The 23,619-nt window shown below is 45.2% G+C and carries 21 protein-coding genes; 9 read left to right on the plus strand and 12 right to left on the minus strand.

What is annotated here, in order from left to right; translation table 11 throughout:
- Nucleotides 1-459: 459 nt before the first annotated feature.
- From AB6F11_RS17920 to AB6F11_RS17940, 5 genes are all read left to right on the plus strand, one after another.
- Nucleotides 460-1,314: an MIP/aquaporin family protein gene (locus tag AB6F11_RS17920; RefSeq protein ID WP_019827050.1), complete on the plus strand. Its 855-nt coding sequence runs from the start codon at nt 460-462 to the stop codon at nt 1,312-1,314.
- Between the two features lie 59 nt (nt 1,315-1,373).
- Nucleotides 1,374-2,894 (plus strand): glycerol kinase GlpK, encoded by a 1,521-nt coding sequence (glpK, locus tag AB6F11_RS17925; RefSeq protein WP_102320695.1) that lies wholly within the window; start codon nt 1,374-1,376, stop codon nt 2,892-2,894.
- 260 nt (nt 2,895-3,154) lie between these two features.
- Nucleotides 3,155-3,940: a DeoR/GlpR family transcriptional regulator gene (locus tag AB6F11_RS17930; RefSeq protein WP_017096306.1), complete on the plus strand. Its 786-nt coding sequence runs from the start codon at nt 3,155-3,157 to the stop codon at nt 3,938-3,940.
- Nucleotides 3,941-4,210: 270 nt separating this feature from the next.
- A complete protein-coding gene (gene glpD / locus AB6F11_RS17935) occupies nt 4,211-5,770 on the plus strand; it encodes a glycerol-3-phosphate dehydrogenase (RefSeq protein ID WP_102394240.1) in 1,560 nt (519 codons plus the stop codon).
- Between the two features lie 285 nt (nt 5,771-6,055).
- Nucleotides 6,056-6,865: an SDR family NAD(P)-dependent oxidoreductase gene (locus AB6F11_RS17940; protein WP_102394239.1), complete on the plus strand. Its 810-nt coding sequence runs from the start codon at nt 6,056-6,058 to the stop codon at nt 6,863-6,865.
- 105 nt (nt 6,866-6,970) lie between these two features.
- Here the strand turns inward: AB6F11_RS17940 and AB6F11_RS17945 are convergent, their stop codons facing one another.
- The 5 genes from AB6F11_RS17945 to AB6F11_RS17965 form a co-directional block, all read right to left on the minus strand.
- On the minus strand, nt 6,971-7,867 hold the full coding sequence (locus tag AB6F11_RS17945; protein ID WP_102398426.1) for a LysR family transcriptional regulator: 897 nt from the start codon (nt 7,865-7,867) through the stop codon (nt 6,971-6,973).
- Between the two features lie 192 nt (nt 7,868-8,059).
- Nucleotides 8,060-8,296: a YdcH family protein gene (locus AB6F11_RS17950; RefSeq protein ID WP_017067743.1), complete on the minus strand. Its 237-nt coding sequence runs from the start codon at nt 8,294-8,296 to the stop codon at nt 8,060-8,062.
- A 611-nt stretch (nt 8,297-8,907) separates the two neighbouring features.
- On the minus strand, nt 8,908-9,603 hold the full coding sequence (locus AB6F11_RS17955; protein ID WP_065583757.1) for an aspartate/glutamate racemase family protein: 696 nt from the start codon (nt 9,601-9,603) through the stop codon (nt 8,908-8,910).
- 194 nt (nt 9,604-9,797) lie between these two features.
- The gene (locus AB6F11_RS17960) at nt 9,798-10,781 is read right to left on the minus strand and encodes an HAD family phosphatase (RefSeq protein ID WP_104216426.1); all 984 of its coding nucleotides are present in this window, start codon (nt 10,779-10,781) and stop codon (nt 9,798-9,800) included.
- Nucleotides 10,782-11,017: 236 nt separating this feature from the next.
- Nucleotides 11,018-12,262, minus strand: a complete 1,245-nt coding sequence (locus AB6F11_RS17965) for an NADH:flavin oxidoreductase/NADH oxidase family protein (protein ID WP_104216427.1) — start codon at nt 12,260-12,262, stop codon at nt 11,018-11,020.
- Between the two features lie 279 nt (nt 12,263-12,541).
- Here AB6F11_RS17965 and nfsA point away from each other — a divergent pair, with 279 nt between their 5' ends.
- Entirely contained in the window at nt 12,542-13,264 is a 723-nt protein-coding gene (gene nfsA, locus AB6F11_RS17970; protein WP_104216428.1) for an oxygen-insensitive NADPH nitroreductase, read from the plus strand.
- Between the two features lie 99 nt (nt 13,265-13,363).
- Here nfsA and AB6F11_RS17975 read toward each other — a convergent pair whose 3' ends face one another.
- The gene (locus AB6F11_RS17975) at nt 13,364-14,896 is read right to left on the minus strand and encodes a phospholipase D family protein (RefSeq protein WP_104216429.1); all 1,533 of its coding nucleotides are present in this window, start codon (nt 14,894-14,896) and stop codon (nt 13,364-13,366) included.
- 494 nt (nt 14,897-15,390) lie between these two features.
- Here AB6F11_RS17975 and AB6F11_RS17980 point away from each other — a divergent pair, with 494 nt between their 5' ends.
- Nucleotides 15,391-15,888: a hypothetical protein gene (locus AB6F11_RS17980; protein WP_102398569.1), complete on the plus strand. Its 498-nt coding sequence runs from the start codon at nt 15,391-15,393 to the stop codon at nt 15,886-15,888.
- Between the two features lie 207 nt (nt 15,889-16,095).
- Nucleotides 16,096-16,386 (plus strand): putative quinol monooxygenase, encoded by a 291-nt coding sequence (locus AB6F11_RS17985; protein WP_104216430.1) that lies wholly within the window; start codon nt 16,096-16,098, stop codon nt 16,384-16,386.
- Nucleotides 16,387-16,507: 121 nt separating this feature from the next.
- On the opposite strand, the gene AB6F11_RS17990 is transcribed toward AB6F11_RS17985, so the two are convergent.
- Complete coding sequence (locus AB6F11_RS17990; protein ID WP_104216431.1) at nt 16,508-17,389, minus strand: LysR family transcriptional regulator; 882 nt, start codon at nt 17,387-17,389, stop codon at nt 16,508-16,510.
- A gap of 281 nt (nt 17,390-17,670) precedes the next feature.
- Here AB6F11_RS17990 and AB6F11_RS17995 point away from each other — a divergent pair, with 281 nt between their 5' ends.
- Nucleotides 17,671-18,858 (plus strand): MFS transporter, encoded by a 1,188-nt coding sequence (locus AB6F11_RS17995; protein ID WP_017067575.1) that lies wholly within the window; start codon nt 17,671-17,673, stop codon nt 18,856-18,858.
- Between the two features lie 95 nt (nt 18,859-18,953).
- Here AB6F11_RS17995 and AB6F11_RS18000 read toward each other — a convergent pair whose 3' ends face one another.
- From AB6F11_RS18000 to AB6F11_RS18020, 5 genes are all read right to left on the minus strand, one after another.
- Nucleotides 18,954-19,514 (minus strand): sugar O-acetyltransferase, encoded by a 561-nt coding sequence (locus AB6F11_RS18000; protein WP_104216432.1) that lies wholly within the window; start codon nt 19,512-19,514, stop codon nt 18,954-18,956.
- A 202-nt stretch (nt 19,515-19,716) separates the two neighbouring features.
- Nucleotides 19,717-20,715 (minus strand): LacI family DNA-binding transcriptional regulator, encoded by a 999-nt coding sequence (locus AB6F11_RS18005; protein WP_104216433.1) that lies wholly within the window; start codon nt 20,713-20,715, stop codon nt 19,717-19,719.
- A 99-nt stretch (nt 20,716-20,814) separates the two neighbouring features.
- On the minus strand, nt 20,815-22,254 hold the full coding sequence (locus tag AB6F11_RS18010; RefSeq protein ID WP_104216434.1) for a 6-phospho-beta-glucosidase: 1,440 nt from the start codon (nt 22,252-22,254) through the stop codon (nt 20,815-20,817).
- Between the two features lie 169 nt (nt 22,255-22,423).
- Entirely contained in the window at nt 22,424-22,948 is a 525-nt protein-coding gene (locus AB6F11_RS18015; protein WP_029235182.1) for a hypothetical protein, read from the minus strand.
- Between the two features lie 51 nt (nt 22,949-22,999).
- Nucleotides 23,000-23,389 carry a VOC family protein gene (locus AB6F11_RS18020; RefSeq protein WP_104216435.1) on the minus strand — a complete coding sequence of 130 codons (390 nt, stop codon included), beginning with the start codon at nt 23,387-23,389 and terminating at the stop codon, nt 23,000-23,002.
- Nucleotides 23,390-23,619: the final 230 nt, after the last annotated feature.

Genomic DNA, 23,619 nt, shown 5'->3' on the forward strand with positions numbered 1-23,619 from the left:
GAGCCCGTAGAGGACTTTCACCTCCTAGATCAACGCCATGCTCGGCGCACAATGAAAACTGCCAAACTACAACATAGTTGGCAGTTTATTCATTTATGCATATAAGCTCATTTGTTAACTCCCTTGTTACATAGCAAAAACATCACACAGCCCTCCCTAATTAAGTCTAATAATCCGCCACTCACGAAGTAGCATCACAAATTCAAACATAAACTCCTCGTACCAGTTGCGCATTCATTTACATATAGGTAGTTTGAGCGGCTTCGCAACCTATCAATTCGAGCAATGACGTTCATGCGAGCATCTTTTTCGAGCAAAAGTGTTCGGATTAACATTTCAAGTGACTTTAATTAACAATTTTATGCTCAAACGCTCACTTTTAATGTTCGTTTATTTTCGAGTTCGCAAATATATGCACAATACACGTGCTAGATAAGCAAAACTAAAAAGGACTCGAACATGACAACAAACAAACACCCTTCTTTATTTGGGCAATGCTTGGCTGAATTTATCGGTACAGGATTACTCATATTCTTTGGCGTTGGCTGTGTGGCCGCTCTGGTATTAACTGGTGCGACATTCGGACAATGGGAAATCAGCATCATCTGGGGCTTCGGTGTTGCGATTGCAATTTACTGTACTGCCGGCGTTTCAGGCGCACACATCAACCCAGCCGTAACGATTGCACTGGCCATGTTCCATGGCTTTGATAAAGCAAAAGTGGTGCCTTACATCATTTCGCAACTGCTTGGCGCTTTCTGCTCTGCAGCATTGGTTTACAGCCTGTACAGCAACCTATTTACTGACTACGAAATCGCACATAACTTCGTTCGTAGCAGCCAAGACGCACTATCAACTGCTGGTATCTTCTCGACTTACCCACATGCTTCACTTTCTTTCTTCGGCGCTTTTGCTGTGGAATTCGTGATTACTGCAGTGTTGATGTTTGCCATTTTAGCGTTAGGTGATGAGAACAACGGCGCATCTCGCGGTGCAATGAACCCTCTACTGATCGGTATTCTTATCGCGGTTATCGGTGGTTCTTTAGGTCCACTGACGGGCTTTGCAATGAACCCTGCTCGTGACTTCGGACCAAAACTGTTCGCTTACTTTGCAGGTTGGGATTTCGCACTAAGCGGTGCACGTGATATTCCTTACTTCATCGTTCCAATTCTTGCTCCAATTGCTGGTGCGTGTTTTGGGGGTTGGTTGTACCCACGTGTTATCGGTGCTTACCTACCAGTAGAAGGCCAAGGCTGCACAATTCCAAACCAATGTGAAACAGAACAAGAAGCTGAACAAGCTCAAGCTTAATCCCTAAGCGACCTTACATTTACTAAAATATAAATAACGAAAGAAAAAGGATTCTTACCATGACCGAGCAAAAATACATTGTTGCCCTAGACCAAGGCACCACAAGTTCTCGCGCTGTAATCCTCGACCACGATGCAAACATCGTAAGCTCTTCTCAACGCGAATTTACTCAGATTTATCCTAAAGCCGGTTGGGTTGAGCATGATCCAATGGAAATCTGGGCAACTCAAAGCTCTACATTGGTTGAAGCGCTTGCTAAAGCAGGCATCCGCAGCGATGAGCTAGCGGGCATTGGTATCACTAACCAACGTGAAACCACCATTGTTTGGAACAAAGAAACGGGTAAGCCGGTTTATAACGCAATCGTATGGCAGTGTCGCCGTACAGCAGACATCTGTGAAGACCTAAAAGCACGTGGCCTAGAAGACTACGTACGTGACAATACTGGCTTAGTCCTTGACCCGTATTTCTCAGGTACCAAAGTAAAATGGATTCTAGACAACGTTGAAGGCGCTCGCGAAGACGCTGAAACTGGCAAACTACTGTTCGGTACGGTTGATACTTGGTTGGTTTGGAAGATGACTCAAGGACGTGTTCACGTTACGGATTACACTAACGCGTCACGTACTATGTTGTTTAACATCAACGACCTATGCTGGGACAGCAAGCTACTAGACGAGATGGGTATTCCAGCATCAATGATGCCTGAAGTGAAACGCTCTTCTGAAGTTTACGGCCAAACGAACCTTGGTGGTAAAGGCGGTACTCGTATTCCAATCGCTGGTATTGCGGGTGACCAACAAGCAGCGCTTTACGGTCAAATGTGTGTTGAAGCTGGTCAAGCGAAAAACACATACGGCACGGGCTGTTTCCTACTGATGAACACAGGCCAAGAGAAAGTCACATCGAAAAACGGCCTTCTAACCACACTGGCATGTGGCCCTAAAGGCGAACCTGCATACGCACTGGAAGGTGCAGTATTCATGGGCGGCGCATCAATCCAATGGCTACGTGATGAAATGAAGCTACTGGCTGGCGCAGAAGACTCTGAGTACTTCGCAACCAAAGTAGATTCTTCAAACGGCGTTTACGTAGTCCCTGCGTTTACTGGTTTAGGCGCACCATACTGGGATGCTTACGCTCGCGGTACGATTGTTGGCCTGACTCGTGGTGTTAACTCTAACCACATCATTCGTGCAACACTGGAAGGTATTGCTTACCAAACTCGTGACGTATTGGATGCGATGCAAGCGGACTCTGGCATCAAGCTAGCAAACCTACGTGTTGATGGCGGCGCAGTAGCGAACAACTTCCTAATGCAATTCCAATCAGACGTGCTAGATACAGAAGTTCACCGTCCTGAAGTAACTGAAGTTACCGCTCTGGGAGCAGCATACCTTGCTGGTCTAGCAGTTGGTTTCTGGGACAGCATCGATGAGCTTCAAGACAAAGCAGTACTAGACCGTACGTTCTTGCCACACCACGATGAAGAGAAGCGTAACCGCCGTTACAAAGGTTGGAAGCGTGCTATCAAATGTGCACAAGTTTGGTCTGAGCTGCACGATGACGACGAAGAGTAAAATCGAGCGTTCGAATAATCACTCTCTTATAGATTGAATTGTTCGTTCCTCAGTAAACGAAACTAAAAAGAGCACTATTTTGTGCTCTTTTTTGCGTTTGGAGCCAATTTTTCATGTTTTGATCAACGTTTTTGCGGTTTGGGCATAATTCCTTACCATCATTACTTCTCTCTCCTCATCAATTCGAGCACAATAGCGCGAGTTAATATTTTCGATTGTGACGCGCTAGAACCCATAGCGTGCAGGGAGTGGTAAGTTAAGTGAAGCAGATACCAAGACACCAGCAGATTGTAGACCTGGTAAAAACACAAGGATATGTGAGCACCGAAGAGCTCGTTGAAAAGTTCGATGTCAGCCCACAAACCATCAGACGAGACCTCAATGAACTTGCCGATAGCAACAAAATTCGTCGCTATCATGGTGGTGCAACCATTCCTTTAAGCTCGGAAAACACCTCTTATAACACGCGTAAAGCGCTTAACTTCAACGAAAAAGACGTGATCGCCGACGAACTGGTTAAGCACATCCCAGATGGTGCAACCCTGTTCGTTGATATCGGCACCACGCCAGAATCAGTGGCACGTGCACTCAATAAAAATCACAAACAGCTAAGAGTCGTCACCAACAACATTAACGTTGCCAGCATCCTTCTTCCGAACCCAGAGATCAAGGTTATCTTGGCGGGCGGTGAAGTACGTAACCGCGATGGCGGTATTGTTGGCGAAGCGACACTCGACTTTGTAAAGCAGTTCCGCCTCGATTTCGGCATCTTAGGCATCAGCGGCATCGACTTTGATGGCTCACTGCTCGATTTTGATTACCACGAAGTTCGTGTGAAACAAGCCATCATCGAAAACAGTCGCAGCATCTTCTTAGCCGTCGACCACACTAAGTTTGGCCGTAACGCCATGGTTAAGCTCGGCAATATCTCTCAAGCGCACATGGTGTTTACTAATAAGCAGCCACCGGAAGAGATTCTCAACATCCTTAAAGATTCGGCAATACCATTAGAAGTGATCGATACCGCTCGTCCTATGAGCGAATAACTAAACACAAGAGCTCAGTGACGCCACTTTCTTAAATGAATCACAATTATTTATAGAAAAGTTAATAAAGTAAAACTTGCTCGCTGTCACTGTCGCTTCTATGCTCGAATTAGACTTATTTGAACCTCTGCCTTCATAAGCAGAGGTTTTTTTATGCCCAAATCACATAAAACGCGCATAAACGAAAATAATAAATGACCGCAAACGAAAGTTCATATAGGATTCAATTATGTTCTAAAATGCTCGTTCGCTCAGAAAGAGGTCAAAACCATGAGTGCTCAACAAACTAATTCAAACAATAGTACATCTTCAACTCTAGACTTAATCGTTATTGGCGGCGGCATCAATGGTGCGGGTATCGCGGCAGACGCTGCTGGTCGTGGTCTAAACGTTGGTTTATACGAAGCAAATGATTTCGCCTCTGCGACGTCTTCTGCAAGTTCAAAGCTAATCCACGGTGGCTTACGTTACCTTGAACATTATGAGTTTCGTTTAGTTTCGGAAGCACTCGCTGAACGTGAAGTCTTGTTAAGAAAAGCGCCTCACGTTGCTCAGCCAATGCGTTTCCGTTTACCTCATCGACCATTTTTACGCCCAGCTTGGATGATTCGCTGTGGCCTATTCCTTTACGATAACTTGGGTAAGCGCACCACTCTTCCTGGAAGTAAGACAGTCAACCTAGCAAAATCAGGGCTACTGAAACCAGAAATGAAGACAGGCTTCGAATACTCAGATTGCTGGGTTGATGATGCTCGTATGGTATTGCTCAACGTGTTGGCAGCAAAAGAAAACAACGCAGAAGTACGTAACTACTGCCGTGTTGAAAAAGCGCACCGCGAAGGTGGTATTTGGCATGTGACGATCCTTGATGTGATGACAAACCAACGCTTTGAACGCAAAGCAAGAGCGCTTGTTAACGCTGCAGGCCCTTGGGTTAAGCAGTTCTTTGATGATGGGTTAGAGCAGGCTTCGCCTCGTAATATTCGCCTAATCAAAGGATCACACATTGTGGTGCCGCGTGTTCATGACGAACCACAAGCGTACATTCTACAAAACAAAGATAACCGCATAGTGTTCATGATCCCTTACCTAGATAAGTTCTCGATCATCGGCACAACCGACCTTGAATACAAAGGTGATCCTCGCGAAGTGGCTATCGACGATGTAGAAGTTGATTACTTAATTGATATCGTTAACCAGCACTTTGTTAAACAGCTTGGCCGTGAAGACGTGGTTTGGACATACAGTGGCGTAAGGCCGCTTTGTGACGACGAATCTGATTCACCACAAGCGATCACTCGTGACTACACATTGGAATTGGACGCAGAGCTAGATCAAGCACCACTGCTTTCGATCTTCGGTGGCAAGTTGACCACTTATCGTAAACTCGGCGAAGCGGCACTGAACAAGCTAGAACCACACCTAACCAACATGGGCGCACCATGGACAGCGAACGACACGCTTCCAGGCGGTAACTTTAGTTGCAGCAGAGAGCAACTTGCGAAGATGATCCACACTAAATACCCTTGGGCATCTGACGCGCTATTGCTTCGCTACGTGACTCAATTTGGTACTTACACTTGGAATCTACTGGAAGGCGCAAATAGCGAAGCAGACCTTGGCATCCAGTTCTCAAGCGAGGCGCATGGCGTTTATCAAGTGGAAATCGATTACTTGATCAATGAAGAGATGGCAATGACTGATGAAGACATCTTGTGGCGCAGAACCAAACTTGGCTTATACATGAGCGAATCCGAGCAGCAAGCGGTGACGGATTACCTGAAAGAGAAACTACAAAGCAAGGTAGTGAGCTTTTCTCAAGTAGGCTAACCCCACCAGCCTAAGCATGGTTCAAGAACATACTTAACAACGAAGCTTAGCGTCCCCCGCGCTAAGCTTTTTTATTGCCTGCTATTCCGACCTAAGAACTCGATTGATCGTCTCCTTCGCACGGACTGAGGCTTTGTTCACTCCCCCATTTTCAACAAAAACTAAATAGTGTTTTATTAATCCGGTTGATTATCAACTTCATAAAAGGTTGCTATTCTTTACCTCAATGAAACGACACATTTAAAAACGCTCACCATGTCAGCGCTTTAATAAGGAATCTATTCCATGCAAAAAGTTATTCTGATCACAGGCTCTACCGATGGTATCGGCTTCGAAACGGCAAAAGTACTTGTTCAACAAGGTCACCACGTTTTATTGCATGGACGTAACCCAAGCAAACTCAAAGACGTAGAGCAGCAACTTGTGGCTATCTCTGCGGAAGCGAAAATTCAAAGTTACGTGGCAGACTTGTCTGTTCTGGCTGATGTGGATGCGTTGGCTGACAAAGTAATTGCTGAGCGTGATAAGATTGATGTACTGATTAACAACGCAGGTGTGTTCAACACTCCGAACCCAATCACTAAAGACGGTTTAGATGTTCGTTTTGTTGTGAATACCATTTCACCATACCATCTGACTAAACGTCTGCTACCTGTACTCGATGCATCTAGCCGAGTTGTGAACCTGTCTTCAGCCGCGCAAGCAGCAGTGAACATCGAAGCGCTAGAAGGTAAGAAACCAATGTCTGATGGTGACGCTTACGCACAAAGCAAGCTTGCGATCACTATGTGGACTCGTGAAATGGCAAAAGAGTTAGGCTCTACAGGGCCAATGGTGGTTGCGGTCAACCCAGCTTCGCTATTAGGCAGCAAGATGGTGAAAGACGCTTACGGCATTGCAGGCGGCGACCTAAGCATCGGTTCTGATATTCTAGTTCGCGCATCATTGTCTGATGAGTTCGCACAAGCGGGCGGTCAATACTTTGATAACGACAACAACACGTTTGCGAACCCGCACCCAGATGCGATATACGGTGATAAGTCACAGCAAGTTGTCGCTAAAATTGAAGAGATCATCAAAGCAACACTTTCTTAATTGCGACGACTCATGCTGAGTTGATTTGCAAATCTCAATAAAAAAGCCCTGATTTTCTAATCAATTAAGTTAGAAACACAGGGCTTTTTCGTACAACGTTTGTCTCTACGTTTGTTCCCAATACGGCGGGTTGCCATAATATTCAGAGAAGTAGTCAATGAAGGCTCTCACCTTTGGCGCAAGTAACCTTGTGCTTGGGTACACCGCCCAAATCGCAGGCTCAGAGGTTGATGGGTAATCTTCTAATATTTGAATCAGTTGACCGCTTTTCAGTTGCTCATACGCACACCAATTCGACGTCACCGTGATACCCATTCCACCAGAGGCTGCGTCACGCAGTGCTTCTCCGTTATCTGCCCTGAACGATCCCAATGCTTTAATCGTCTTAGGCCCACTTTCAGTATTGAAGGTCCAGTTTTCTAAACCAATTAGGCTAATACACTGATGATCGTTAAGATCTTGAGGTGTGGCTGGCTTACCGTATTTGATTAAGTAATCAGGCGATGCACACACAATGCGTTTGTCTGTCGCTAATTTTCGGGCGATCAGTGTCGAGTCTTTCAGCTCCGAGATACGAATTGCGATATCAAAGCCACCCTCAACAACATCCACCATCGAATCAGATAACCTGAGATCGACTTTTAACCCAGGGTAGCGCTCTAAGAATCCAGGCAAAGCAGGCACAAGATGCAAACGTCCAAAAGACGCAGATGCGGTAACTCGCAGCGTTCCGGTTGGAGAATCACAACCCACACCGACCGCCGATTTGGCTGCATCGACGCTCGATAACACTTCTTCAGCATGAGGTAAGAATGCTTCCCCCTCTTCGGTTAAAGAGACCTTACGAGTGGTTCTATGCACCAAGCGAACGCCTAAATTGTCTTCCAGTTTACTGATGTGCGAGCTTGCAACAGCAGGAGACAAACCAAGCTCTTGCCCAGCCATGCTGATGTTATGTGTGGAAGCTAAACGAACAAACAATTTGAGGTGTTCAATATTCATGAGATTACCAATAAAATCTTAAAAATCGTGTGCCAGTAACCCTCATTATGCGTCATTCACATAACAATACAACGTATTAACTCAGTTGAATTGTGATGATGCTATTGAGCCAAAACGAAAAAAACTCCCGAAGGAGTTTTTTGTCTAAGTCTGCAATTCGCCATTTAGCTAGTCAGCAAAATTACCAACTCACTAGCCAGTTAAACGTGCATGCAGTGCATCTTTCAGTACAGAACGATCATGTTTCAGTTGGTGCATCGAGCCGTCATCAATGGGTGAATCTTTCAGCTCAAGCTTACGAATCTCTTTATCAAGGTTGTCGTACGTCTTCATGTCTGCTGCAAAGCCATCGTCAGTTTTAACAAGCTCAGCAATTTTATCTTTCATTTCAGGAAATTCGTGAACAAGAGAATGATTTTCACCTAGCATAGAAACCTCTTAAGTTGAGTAAAGTGATTGGTATTACGCATTCATTATTAACCTTAGCAAGGGAGTCAAATAACAAATGAGATCCAGTACACAGCATAGAATATAGACAATTCAGATTCACAAATTTACAACATAAATCGGCAGGGATGCGTTGTTTTACATAGAAGAAAGCCTCACGTAATCGCAAGGCTTTGTAGAAGTGAGTTCTTTATAAGAACAGTGACAGAAATGATAATAACAGCAGCTAAAAAGTATTTTCAAAAAAGGATTAGCTGCTACAACCACCAGAATGAACTCGATTCATTTGATCATGTGAAGACGTGTCAGAGCCTGTCGATTGGCATCCTGCCACGAACAATAGCGTTACAGATAAGATAAGCCATTTCATAATAAATCCTCTTTCGGTCATGACTAAAGCATAGTGCTTAAAAGCGCGGATACCTCAATCATTAACTAAAACCTTACCTACCGATAAGGCCTTGGTTAATGAACAAAGCATCGCTTCTTTAACTAACGACCTGCTTTTGTACAAAAAACTTTCACTTCAACGAATGAAAATCGTACAAGAGCGAAAATAGGACAGCTATGGAACTAAGAATAAGAACTAGAAGTTAGTCACTCGTCGCCAAACGTACAGCCGCTTCTGCATGAATGGCTGTGGTATCAAACAAGGGAACATCAGTGTGTTGCTGCTGAATCAGGAGGGCGATTTCAGTACAGCCCAGAATAACGGCTTCTGCACCTTGTTGGCCTAGCTTCTCAATGATTTGACGGTATACATCTCGAGATTCTTCTTTTACTTGGCCTCGACACAGCTCTTGATAAATGATGTTGTGGACTTTCTCTCGGTCACTCTCATCAGGAATCACCACATCGATACCGAATTTGTTAGTCAGGCGGCCTTTATAGAAATCTTGTTCCATCGTGAAAGCCGTGCCGAGTAATCCGACTTTCTTCACTCCTTGTTCCAGCAGTTTCTGCGCTGTGGTATCAGCGATGTGCAAGATAGGAATAGTGATCTTCTCTTCGATCTCAGGAACGACCTTATGCATGGTATTGGTACAGATCAGGATGAAGTCCGCTCCGGCTTTCTCTACCGATAAAGCCGCGTCCGATAAGATATCCGCCGTCTCAGCCCAGCGACCTTGATGTTGAAGCTTTTCTATCTCATCGAAGTTCACGCTGTACATACAAACCTTTGCAGAATTTAGCCCGCCGAGTGTGGCTTTAACGCCCTCGTTGATGGATTTGTAGTAGCTCACTGTCGACTCCCAACTCATACCGCCGAGCAAACCGATCGTTTTCATTTTGCTATTCCTTTAATTTCCGACTAACTCGATTAAACCGTCATGCATTGAAAATTTATAGTACGTTCTTGCTTAAAGCGAACCCATAACACCTTATTCCTTTCAAACCATTCATTCCAAAAACCTCCGCTCACAAAAAAGGCTCGAATTTAAAATCCGAGCCTTTGAAGTTTTGACCAAGGGTATACTTGGCGTTAGTACACCTCACACCAATCGGATTTCATGTCGATCAGTGTCCAATCCTCTCTGGAATTCGCCTCATCTAGCACTTTATCAAGCTTGCCAACGTGAGACTCACGATCGTACTGCCACTCGCGCTCAGCATCAGTGTGATGAACAATCATCGCCATTGAGTTGGGTTGGCTCGTAGCCCATTGCATCATCGCTTGGTCACCGTCTGAGTTGCCGACCGCTAGAATAGGTTTCTTGCCGATAATATGCTGAATGTTAGTGACCTTTCCGGCTTTGTCATCAATGGTCAAAATGGACGAGTCTTTAGTAACGGTTGGCTTACCATCGTTGTAGCTGTAGTTGTATTTAAGCGCGCTACCGATGATTTGCTCTGTAGGAATATTATAAGCTTGTGGAGCCCACGCTCTCATGAAATCAACGCCTCCGCCCGACACAATATAAGTCTTAAAGTCATGCTCTTGCAGGTAAGTCAGCATCTCTTTCATTGGCTGATAAGTAAGGTCTGTGTAGGCTTTGTTGAAGCGTTTATCTTTTGTTACCGTCAGCCATTGCTCAACGTCTTGCTGGTATTGCTCAACAGTCATACCAGAATGTGTCGCCATGATGATTTTCAATAGCCCTTCTTCACCGCTGCCCAGAACGCTCTCAATATCATCTTCGAGTACAAACTTAAACGGTGCTTCGGTTTTCCATTCAGGGTGATCAGGCGCCATCTCTTTTACACGATCTAGTGCAAAGGCTAATTGGAAGTAATAAGGCTTTTCCGACCAAAGCGTACCGTCGTTATCGAACACGGCAATGCGATCTTCAATTGCCACGAACGTATCAGACTCAGCTTTAGTGGCTTGCCCAACAAAGTCGACGATAGCGGATTTGCTCTCGCTGTCCTTCCAAGAAGGCAGCAAGTTGGGATCACAATCTTTAGCAAAAGATGAGAAAGAGAGACTGGATAAGATCGCGACAGATAAGAGGGTTATTTTCTTCATAGCAACTACCATGTTGTTGAATTAATTGTAGGGTTTAATTCAATTCATCCTAGTTGGTCTACTCTGATTTGCCACTTATGAACACTATAACCAATGCTCATGTTGGTATTAGATTAGTACCACAGCTAAGCTGGCTGAGGGTGCTCTGCGATGTATTTATCGAGAACTTAAAAGGAGACAAACAAAAAAGCAGAACTTCAATTCCTCAAAGTTCTGCTTTAACAATCCATGACTGCTTACGCTCTGCGCTTTTTGAAAGCGTGCCAACCAGCGCTGAAAATTGTTTTTAACACCACACCGAGTGCGCTTAGTTTTGGGTCGGCGTTCTTGCCAGAGGCAATGCGCCACATCTGATGTTCATACCAAACCAGCCCGACCATCGCCACTTTGTCTAATGCGGGTTTTCCTGTGGTTGGCACCGTTAGCGGCATGCCGTGGCTAGGGTTTTCAATTAACTTGTTTGGGAAATCAGGATCAACCGCCATTGTGCGCGCAATACCAATAAAATCGGTCGCCGAGGAGTTTAATGCTTCATTCATTGCTTGCGCAGTTCGAAAACCACCCGTGACCACCAGCGGAGTGCTGACGAGTTTTCTCGCCTTCACCATGTAATCCATAAAATACGCTTCACGTTTTACCGTGCTGGCCTTGATTGGTTCAGCTTTGCTTTTCGAACCCATCATTGATGGACTTTCATAGGTGCCGCCGGAGATCTCAATCAGGTCGATACCGTTATCACTCAGTGTTTGCACAACCTGCATCGACTCTTCTTCAGTGAAGCCACCTTTCATGAAATCAGCACTATTGAGCTTAATTCCGACAGGGAAATCGTCACCGACCTCTTTTCGAATCGCGCGATAAACCTCAAGCACGAAACGAAGTCTGTTTTCGAGTGAGCCACCCCATTTGTCTTGGCGTTGATTATGTCTTGAAGACAAAAACTGACTCACGAGATAACCATGAGCACCGTGGATCTGCACACCGGTAAAACCCGCTTGTTTTGATAGCTTTGCACTCAGCGCAAATTTATCAATGATTGCGATTATTTCCGTCTCAGTCAGAGCTCGTGGCGTATTGAAACCTTTTTCTAATCCACGCTCTAAAGAGATAGCCGAAGGCGCAACCGGGCTATCACATAAGAATTTAGGGATTTGCTTTCCTGGGTGGTTCAATTGCATCCATATCTGCGAACCATTTTGTGTTCCAGCCTTCGCCCACTCACGAAATACGCTTAAGTCACTTTGCTCATCTAACACCACGTTTTTAGGCTCACCAAGCGCGCCTCTATCGACCATCACGTTACCCGTCATGGATAGGCCAATTCCTCCTCGAGCCCAACGCTGATAGAGCGTGACTAAACCTTGCTTAGGGTTATGGTGTTTATCACCTAGCTGTTCACTCATTGCCGATTTGAACAGGCGATTTTTGATCACTTGACCATTAGGAAGAGAAAAAGGGTCGTTGAGGCAGATTAGATTCATGCGCGTGGTTAATTTCTTGGGTTTATACATTCAGTCCAGTATGCCCTATTTTATCCGACAGTTCTGAGCATTTAGTGCCTATTTCGAAGCAAGTTTCACTCAATAATAAAATGCCAGCGGCATAGCAGCTGGCATTAATCGATTATAAATAGAATCTCAAAAACTGGGCTGGCGCTGCTGAAATATGTCAACCAGAAAGGCTCAAACACTCTTTACGCTCATGGTAATTGTCGTTATTGTGATTCTCTACGCCATCATCACAAGGACTGTCTGAGAGTTATGAACAGCACGATTGAAACTATTCTGGGGCACCGCTCCATTCGTCAATATACAAATCAACCGATTGAAAAAGCACAACTTGATGTGATTATTCAGGCTGGTCTCGCGGCTTCATCATCGAGCTTACTGCAGGCTGTTTCTATCGTGAGAGTGACAGACACAGAGAAGCGTAAACTGCTAGCAGAATACGCAGGTAACCAAGCTTACGTTGAGAATGCGGCTGAGTTTTTAGTGTTCTGTATCGACTATCAGCGCCACGCTCAAATCAACCCTGAAGTGAAAACCGACTTTACTGAACTGACCCTAATTGGCGCGGTAGATTCTGGCATCATGGCGCAAAACTGCATGTTGGCTGCTGAGTCTCTAGGTTTAGGTGGCGTATACATTGGCGGGTTACGTAACAGCGCACAACAAGTGGATGAACTGCTAGAACTGCCACAACACACCGCCGTATTGTTCGGAATGTGCTTAGGTCACCCGGCACAACAACCAGAGGTTAAGCCTCGCCTTCCTGCTCACGTAATTATGCACGAAAACCAATACCAACCGCTGAGCCTAGATGACATTGCCAGCTACGATGATTCAATGCAGAGCTACTACGCAAGCCGTTCAAGCAACCAAAAGCAGATCAGTTGGTCACAACAGATCACTCAAAAGCTGTCTGGCGAATCTCGCCCGCATATCCTGCCTTACTTGAACAGCAAGCAGCTGACCAAGCGTTAAGCCGTTAAGAGCTTGCAACAAACCACAGCAAACAACAGTACAAACAAAAATGTCAGCGTAATATACGCTGACATTTTTATTTATCCGGAGGCGGCTAGCTTACAGATATTTCTCAATCGGTAACAACTGTAGGAAACCTGATTGCATTCGTTCCCATTGACCAGTGTCAGGTTCGCTGTCCCAACGTTGATCGCCTGAATACCAATACACATCACCGTCTTCCAGTTCCAAGCGCCAGCTATTATCTTCACTCATCGCTTGCTCAATGGTGTCAGCTAACATTTCAGCAATCTCTTTGTTCTCGATGATCAAAACCGATTCCGTATTGAGGTAGGTAGAACGCAAGTTGAAGTTAAATGAGCCGATGCTCGCGATGCTGCGGTCAAATACGACTGACTTTGCGTGCAAGCCATAGGCCGTCTCAGGCGCACATTTAGACGCGTCTTGAGTCGATGCTTCACACAGCTTAGATTCTGGTTTTAGCTCAAACAGGTCGATACCATGCTCCAACATATCGTAACGTCTACCCGCATAAGCGGAGTGATTGGTCACCAGATCATTAGACGCCATAGAGTTCGTTAGCGCTTTTATCTCAACGCCCTTATTGTTCAACACTTGCCACTCTTCAAGCTGACCATCATCGAATACAAGGTAAGCCGATTCCAATAAGATCTCTTGTTTCGATTCACTCGCTAACTTACCTAGAAGAATCGCGGTCGCTTTCGGTTCATCGGTATTGTCTGAATCATCAGGAACAGGCTGATCGTAAACAAAACGCGCATTCACCCATGCCATCTCACCAATCACCTCTTTCAGCAAACTATCAGCAGCCTTACGATCTAGTGGCAATTCCGGGTAATTTTGATAATGCGGAACGACAATATTATCTATCTTCGAGAGATCAGGTTGTTCGTCATCCCCCAGCATATCGACAGGGTAAGACCAACGACTGTTCCAGTATTCAACAAAACTGGTTTGGATGGTGTTAACTACCGAGCCCATGACTAATACATCGCGGTCTCGGAAATTGATTTCATCAGAAAGGTCAAAGTATTCATCACCGATATTACGGCCACCCACCACAGACAAAGTACCATCTACGGTAAACGACTTATTGTGCATACGGCGATTTAAGCGAGAAAAGTCACCGACAAAGCTCAGCCATTTACTGAAGCCACGGCGTGTTGGCGTTGGATTGAAGATACGAATCTCGACGTTCGGGTGCGCATCCAGTGCCGACAGCAAACCTTCACGTTCGTTGAGGTTGATATCATCCAACATTACGCGCACCTTCACACCACGCTCAGCCGCGGCTAACAAACGGCTAGCGAGATAGCTGCCCGATTCGTCAGAGTTCCAGATGTAGTATTGAATGTCGATGGTGTGCTCGGCACTTTCGACCAGCGCTAATCGCTGTGCCAAGGCATCCCAACCAGACTCTTGCAGACGAACCGCAGTGGTGCCTTGCTCTAAAGCTTCAGGCTGAAATTCATTGGTTAGAACCGATAAAGAACTAGGTGCAGGAGAGGTTGGCGGTTCTGTTGGATGATCGATGCCTTCAGGAAGTGAAGAACACCCACCTAAAACGGCGATTAAGATTAACGTTAAACTGATGCGTTGGAGCACAGGCATGTATCTGACTTCCTTTTCACGATGGCGTCTTTAGAAACTTTCCGTACAGCTTTTCAATGAACAAGCTATTCCGATCTATTCATTGATTATTACTGCTAAAGCCTGAAATTTATAGGTAATTATCCAGTATAAATTTAAAGGTCGGTAAATTGGCCCACAAATCACTTAAGTTGGGTGAGTACCAAACAGTATAAACTCAGCGGCTTTTCGACCATGTCAATGGTGAGCTCTATTCGGTCTGGGTGATGCTTCACCATTGTTTGGAGATCTAGTTTCACCGCTTGATTTCACACTAACAGGCGTGTCGACTTACTTATATGAGATCGTGCAAACTCATTACTTACGTAAGCGCTAAAGCTGTTGTTGAACTAAGGGCATGAAAGGATCAACACCGAAAACATTGTTCACGCTACATAACCTTTATCGTCCCTACACAAGCCTTCCCTATAGTAGTACCCTTTATCGTCTCTCATTCTTGATGGTAGCTGGATATTATGAAGCTTTTGGTCGATCGCACTGGTGAACAGTTTTTAGAAATTCTGCAAGAATCGGGAGACACGCTGACGGTTCAATTCATTACCAATGAAGGCAATCGAAAGGGTAAGCCGTTCCAAGATAACTTGAGTGGATTGCTCCTCACAGGGTGGAAGCCGCGCACTACTTCAACCGCCATCGGATTAGAACGCTTTAAGCAAGGCAAACTTGAAGATCCCAAAGTGAGTTTCGCATTGCACCAACTCTATCCACTAGGTCGAGACGTAAAGTTACCTTCTGGTGATATCGCAACTATCGCGAGTTACGCCAATACCCATGCCGACGGCTACTATATGTTTGTGCGCCTCAACGATGAATTAACCCGACTCAAGATTACACCCGATTGGGAACTGCAACCTTCCACTCAAAGATTGGCTCTGCCTTATTACCCAGCCCCAAGAACTAAAGAAGAGCTCGACAACATTGACGATTTTGATGCGTGGGCGGGCGGCTTCTAAATACTCCTCACCTACGCCTAGTAGCACATAATTCCCAAGTTATTATCAATTATTTTTTGACAATAATTCAAATGTAGCACTGTTTATCGTTTCAAATATTCCCACTATTATTTATCCATCGACACAGACTGCAGCTCAATGAACAAAGAGTGGCACTGTAAACACAGACAAATCACCATTTCGGTGAAAAATAATATAGGTACCAACATGACTCAACTAACTATCGTCGCAAACATCGTCGCTAACGAAGGCAAAATTGAATTGGTTAAAGCAGAGCTGCTAAAGCTGATTGATATTACTCGCGCTGAAGAAGGCTGCATCAACTACGACCTTCACCAAGACAATGAAAACCCAGCACATTTCACTTTCTACGAAAACTGGACGTCGCGTGAACTTTGGCAAACACACATGGGTAATACCCACCTTGCTGAATACATGGCAGCAACCGAAGGTAGTGTTACGTCATTTACACTTAACGAGATGACTAAGATCGCTTAAGTACAGTTTCAGTAGTCTGTTACTAGAAAGCACACTGACAAGCTATCGAGTTCGATTTGAAAGCCCCGCTGCACGTCAGCGGGGCTTTTTTCATTTATGCGGATATCGTCAACTGCCTTAGTTAGAGCTTCAAACGGGGCTGAATAAAATCGATAAACGCCGAGATACGTTTAGAGACCGATGACGACTTGTAGTAAACCGCATTCACTCGCTCTCGGTCTGTGTTGGCAAGTTTGTCTTGTTCCAGAATAGGGATTAGGCGACCTGCTGCCATATCTTCCTGCACCATAAACCCCGATAAACAAGCTATCCCATTTCCAGCTAATACCAGTTGACGCACCGTTTCACCATTACTGGCTGTCACAGTAGGCGCGACATAACTTTGGTTTGGCAAAGGCCAATGGTTAAGCACTTTGTTACCCGAAAATCCCACAATTTGATGCGAACTCAAATCTTCAGGTTTGGTGGGTAGCCCACGCTTAGCGAGATAATCAGGTGACGCCACAATATGGAGTAAACTTTTTCCTAACGGGCGAGCGTGCAATGTTGAATCGGACAACTTACCGATTCGAATCGCAACATCGGTTCTCTTTTCGAGAAGATCAACGAAGCCTTCGTTGGAAGTGAGTTCCAACTCAATGTCTGGGTAAGCCTCTTTGAATGACTGCACCAACGGCACTAGCTGATGGAATACGAATGGACTGGCGGCATCGACTCTTAAACGACCTTTTGGCAACTCTCCGCGCGACACGATTTCTTCTTCCGCGCTCTGAATCATCTGTAATCCCACCCTGACTGAATCGACAAACTGCCTTCCTTCCTCCGTCAATTCCACGCGTCTTGTTGTTCGGTTGAATATTGAGACGCCGAGTTGCGACTCAACCTTACTCACCGAACGAGACACCTTGGCGACCTGCACATCCAGCGCCTCTGCCGCCGCAGAAAAACCACCAGCATCGACAACGGTGAGTACCATTTCTAAATCATCTGAACGGGTTAACATGAGGCTCCTTCGCTATCTTCATTTTGTTTAATGTCATCTCGCTTGTGCTCATCACAGCTCAAATCATCTGAGTCTTTTCGATCTCATCAGCTTAATCCAATGATCGGCTAACTCTCCAATTATTGCAAATAACACAAAGGTTATTTGTTAATGATGGCATTTATCACAAATATATATTGCTAGATAATCCTCGCCATCAAACGAAGCGCTCCTATTGCAGTCACAAGCTGCCCCATTTTATCGCGCTCGGTATTTAACAAAGAACAGTAAGAGAGATGATTATGCCATTAGCATTACTTGCATTGACGCTCAGCGCCTTTGCCATCGGAACCACAGAATTTGTCATCGTAGGCTTGATTCCTACCATGGCGAGCGACTTGAATGTATCTCTGCCATCGGCAGGCCTATTAGTCAGTTTATACGCGCTTGGCGTTGCTATTGGCGCACCAGTATTAACGGCATTAACCGGAAAGTGGAATCGTAAAGCGGTATTGCTAACCGTGATGGCATTGTTTGTCATTGGTAACTTATTGGCGTGGCAAGCTCCGGGTTATAACACGCTGATCGCCGCACGAATTTTGACTGGCCTTGCCCATGGCGTGTTCTTCTCGATTGGATCGACCATCGCGACAGGTTTGGTTTCAAAAGATAAAGCAGCCAGTGCCATTGCGATCATGTTTACAGGTTTAACGGTTGCATTGGTAACCGGCGTACCACTGGGCACTTATATCGGGCAAACCTTTGGCTGGCAAGCGACCTTCTTGATCGTTGCTCTGCTTGGCCTTATTGCTCTTATCGGTAGTGCTATCTTGGTTCCAAACAACCTTAAGCAACCACCAGCGGCGAAGATTTCAGCACAACTAAAGGTTCTAACTCAACCACGCTTACTGTTGGTTTACGCTATCACAGCACTGGGTTATGGCGGCACATTCACAGCGTTTACGTTCCTTGCTCCAATACTGGAAAATGTATCAGGATTTGATTCGAGCTCAATCAGCTTAATCATGTTGGTTTACGGTGTTTCAGTCGCGGTAGGTAACATCTGGGGTGGTAAGATGGCTGACAAGATGGGCCCAATTAAAGCGCTGACCGTTATCTTCTCTGGTTTAGCCGCAGTATTGGTGGTATTCAACTTTACCGCTGTAAACCCTTATGCAGCCGTTGCGACTATTTTGGTTTGGGGTGCATTTGCATTCGGTAACGTTCCGGGGCTACAAGTGTATGTTGTGAAACTGGCTGAGAAATACACACCTGACGCCGTCGATGTCGCTTCTGGGTTGAACATTGCAGCCTTCAACGTCGGTATTGCATTGGGATCATGGGGTGGTGGTTTGATTGTCGCGAAATCTGGATTAATGAACACCCCTTGGGTAGGTGCTGTGATCGTTTTGATCGCTCTTGTTCTGACTCGATTCAGTGGTGCGTTAGATAAGAAGCAAGCACAACAAGCTGTTCCATCTAGCATCTAGCATCTAGCATCTAGCATCTAGCATCTAGCATCTAGCAAGAATAGAAAAAACAAAGCCCGAACCTAGGTTCGGGCTTTATCAATTCAATCTGATTATTACTCGTTATCGATCGCTTTCAGCACTTTACATGGATTACCGACTGCAACCACATTGGCTGGGATGTCTTTGGTTACGACACTGCCCGCGCCAATCACGCTGTTTTCGCCAATGGTGACACCGGGGCAGATAATTACACCACCGCCAAGCCAAACATTGTTGCCAACATTAATCGGTGTGCCAAACTCAACGCCTTCTTCTACACGGCCTTTCACATCGAGTGGGTGACCTGCAGTCAGGATTTGAACGTTCGGACCAAGCAGCACATTGTCGCCAATAGTCACTTCAGCCACATCCAAAATCACGCAGTTAAAGTTAGCGTAGAAGTTCTTGCCTAACTTGATGTTCGAGCCGTAGTCACAACGAAATGGAGGTTCTAAATGCGCATTTTCACAGCCCGGAATCAGCTCTTGCGTTGCTGCTTGCCATTCGGGTGTGTCAGGAATACTGTTATTGAGTTTTTGAAGCACCTTGCGACATTCGATACGAGCTGCATAAAGCTCTTTATCCCAAGCCTGATAAGGTTCACCTGCTAGCATTTTTTGTTTTTCTGTTTTCACGTTACTTACCTGTTCTCACATCAATTAGCTATTTTCATATTACTTATCTAGCTTCACATTACTTAACTAATGGTGGTCAATTCATCGACCAAAAACGCAATATCGCACATCTAAATAACAGTGAATAAGGAGTGTTTGAGCTTGGTTTAAGAGATGCGCAGCTCGTCACTTTTTGTAGGTAAAATATGAAATTCGAACAGTGCTAATTTAGCTTCGCTATCGAATCACGTAACACCAAACTACCAGTGGTATTGATGGTGGTCGCTTGCTCTGTTTCACCGACAATTTGCAGGATCGCCTTTTGCGTCATTTGCTCTAATGGCACACTCACAGACGTTAAGCTTGGCGTTAAAAACGCCCCCACTTTGCTGTTATCAAAGCCGACGATCGAAACATCTTGAGGCAATGAGTACCCAAGTTCGGTTAACGCCTTAATCGCACCAATCGCCATATCATCGTTTTCAGACAAGATAGCAGTGAATGTGGTTCTGCTTTTTGCCAAAGCTTGAGCCGCGTGATAACCGCTCTCCATCGTCCAATCACCTTGAACAACGTTGGACTCATCCAATGCAACACCATGTTTAGTTAACACATCTTGATAGGCTTGGTAACGCAGCTCATCGGTCGAAGAACCGGCTTTACCACGAATCACTGCAATATCGGTATGACCCTGCTCGATGATGTGTTCAACCATCAAACAAGCGCTCTGATAATGGTCGGTGGTAATAGAATGATTGGGCTTCGACGGCATTTCTCGGTTGAGTACCAGAATCGGAGTGTCAGTGCTTTCGATGATCTGAGCTATCTCGCTTTCGGTTAAACATTGCGGATAGATGATGATGCCCGCGCACTTCATATCAAGCAGGAAATTGATCGCCTTTCTTTCGTCTTCAGCGCTGTGTTTGCCATCGGTGATCACCAATTGGTGATTCGACTTTTCGCTATAAGAAGCCGCGTGATACATCAAGGAAGAGAAGTAAGGGCCATTGAACAACTCATTGGTAATTACAAAGCCGATGAAATTGGTCTTCTTGGTCGCCAATTGCTGAGCCAACAAGTTCGGTCGATAACCTGTTTCTTGAATCGCATCAAATACCTTTTTCACCACATCTGGGCGCACGATGTTCTTGCCATTTAAGACACGAGAAACGGTCGATTTAGATACGCCTGCGCGGTTTGCGACATCAAGCATGGTTACCATTCGCTTCTTTTCCTTTATAAAAAATTAGCCGACATAGGCCGACTAATTCATTGCAAAATGACAGCTCACAGTTCACATAACTGCGCTGGGGAATGCATTCTAAATAGTGGCACCGTTAGATGCAATCACACCTTTATACCACTCGAAAGACTTCTTGCGCTTGCGTTCTAGTGAGCCAGATTGATCGTTGTGCTTATCTACGTAAATGAATCCGTAGCGTTTTTTCATCTCGCCCGTGGTGAACGAAACTAAATCGATACAGCCCCAAGGGGTATAGCCCATCAAATCAACACCATCAATCGAAACGGCTTTTTTCATCTCTTTGATGTGGTCGCCAAGGTAAGCAATGCGGTAATCGTCATTAATGCTGCCATCTTCTTCAATGGTATCAACCGCGCCAAAACCGTTCTCAACGATGAACAATGGCACTTCATAACGTTCATACAGAGACGCTAAACAGTAACGCAAACCGGTTGGGTCAATTGGCCAGCCCCAATCGCTAGACTGGATAAACGGGTTATCGACCGAGTTTTCATGACCGCCGTCCATCGCTTCTTCAGTCGATTGGTGAGAAGAAGAATCCAAGGTATTAGACATGTAGTAGCTAAAGCCTAAGTAATCAGCCTTGCCTTCTTTTAGGATCTGCTCATCTTCGGGCTGCATCTCAATATTGAAGCCTTTGATTGCCCAGTCATGCTTAGCGTAATTTGGGTAATGACCACGCACCATTACATCCGAGAAGAAATAACGGTCACGCATCGCTTGCTGTGCCACCATGATGTCTTCTGGCTTTGAAGAACGAGGATAGAAAGGCACCATCGCACACATTGCGCCAATTTGAAGATTTGGATTGATCTCGTGACCTTTCTTAACCACCAAAGCACTGGCAACAAACTGATGGTGAACCGCTTGATACATCGCTTCTTGCGGCTTTTCACATTGCGGGAACTTCACGCCAGAGCACAACCAACCGAAGATGTCTGCCGAGGTGTTCATCTGGTTGTTGATCTCGTTAAACGTCATCCAGTATTTCACTTTGTGCTGGTAACGCTCCATCACCGTAGTTGAGTACTTAACGAAGAAGTCGATCACTTTACGGTTCATCCAGCCACCATATTCGTTAGCTAGATGGTAAGGCATTTCAAAGTGGCTCAGTGTTACCACAGGCTGAATGTCGTATTTCAACAGCTCGTCAAACAGATCATCGTAAAACGCTAATCCCGCTTCACACGGTTCAGCTTCATCGCCATTTGGGAAGATACGCGTCCACGCGATACTGGTACGGAAACACTTAAAGCCCATCTCAGCGAATAACTTAATGTCTTCTTTGTAGCGATGGTAGAAATCCACTGCGACTTGGTTAGGATAGTTTTCGCCATCAATCACGCCATCGGTGATTCGACGTTGTACACCATGAGCGCCCGCTGTTAATACATCAACAACACTGACACCTTTACCATTCGCATCCCAGCCGCCTTCTAGTTGATGCGCTGCTACTGCACCGCCCCATAAAAAATCGTTCGGAAATTCGTTGTTCATACCATTACTCGCTACAAGTTATTCGTGAAAAAGATCAGGATTAGAGAGCTCATTGCAACTCTGAAACCGATTTCAATAAAAGAAAAGATACAGTTTGAAACCGGTTTCAGCAATAGTTAAAAGATCTTTTTTGATCGAACTACAGACTAATCAACAGTCAGCATTACGATCAATGCTGTTCAAAATACTGATCATGCAGTGATTTGCCAGATTGGTCTTGAGTGCCAGGGTAGAACTGAACGAGTGTCTGATCGGCTAGTGTGAGGTGAATCCAACCCTCTTTGACTTTCAGCCAATTGGTACCGTTGGTCTCATAGACGGCAGGAAACTTGCCCCAGCCAGACTCTGATACCTGCAGCTCTTGAAATAGGTTAATCGGGGCTAGCTTATTGCTGTCGAAGTTTGCGTCGGCATAGACAGATAAAGGCTCGATGGCATCGTTTGGCTTAAACGTATAACAGCTCACAGAGGCTGAAGTGCGATCAAACCACTGGTAAGGTTGTGCACCGATTAAATCGTAGACCGTGCAATCATTGAATTGAATCGCCCACTCTTGGTGAGCTTTAAAACCGAGGTAACCTATGGGTTGTGATGGTTCAGGCTTTGAGTCCGCCTCCTGCTCATACACCGGTTCTGAGGTAGCACATCCCATAAGCCCAAGACTAAAAAGGAAAGTCACAGCAAGCTTCATCATTGTCATACCTCAGTTCCGTTGGTGAGTTAAAAGCTATTCAAGCTCCCTCCATTAAACGGTAAGTTCCAAGCGATTACCATCTGGATCGAGTATACAGCTCTCATAATAGCCATCGCCTGTTTTTCTTGGGCCATCTAAGCGCTCATAGCCGTCTTCGACCAAGCGTTGAGTGAGTGCATCGACCGCTTGTTCCGACCCGAGTGAAATCGCCATATGAACAAAGCCTGTAAACTGATCATAGATGTCATCTTTCGATTCAGGAACCGAATCCATTTCCATGATCTCTAGGCGGCTTCCAGTTTCAAATGAGAGGAAGTACGAAAAAAACCCTTTGGTTGGGTTGTGATATTTTGAGTTCGATGTCGCACCGAAATAGTCTTCGTAAAATCTCTTCAAAACTTCGAGTTTTTTGGTCCAAATTGCGATGTGTTCAATCTTCATTTTGTTTGCCTAAGTTTGATGTCTAACGCTAGATTACCCGCCAAATCAGGAAGGATAAACAGAACAGAATTCATCAAAAGTGTTCCTATTTAGCAAGCCGTTTGGTTATCAAAATCACAACAATTAGCTGCACAGTATTAATATCTAAGCTTGTGTAATATATAGCTTTGATCAATAGTCGGTGTTTTACACATTCCGAGATTTAACTGTGAGCTTTTTAAAACTGATCA

It is taken from the genome of Vibrio sp. 10N.247.311.14 (assembly GCF_041467715.1).
GTDB lineage: Bacteria > Pseudomonadota > Gammaproteobacteria > Enterobacterales > Vibrionaceae > Vibrio > Vibrio crassostreae_C.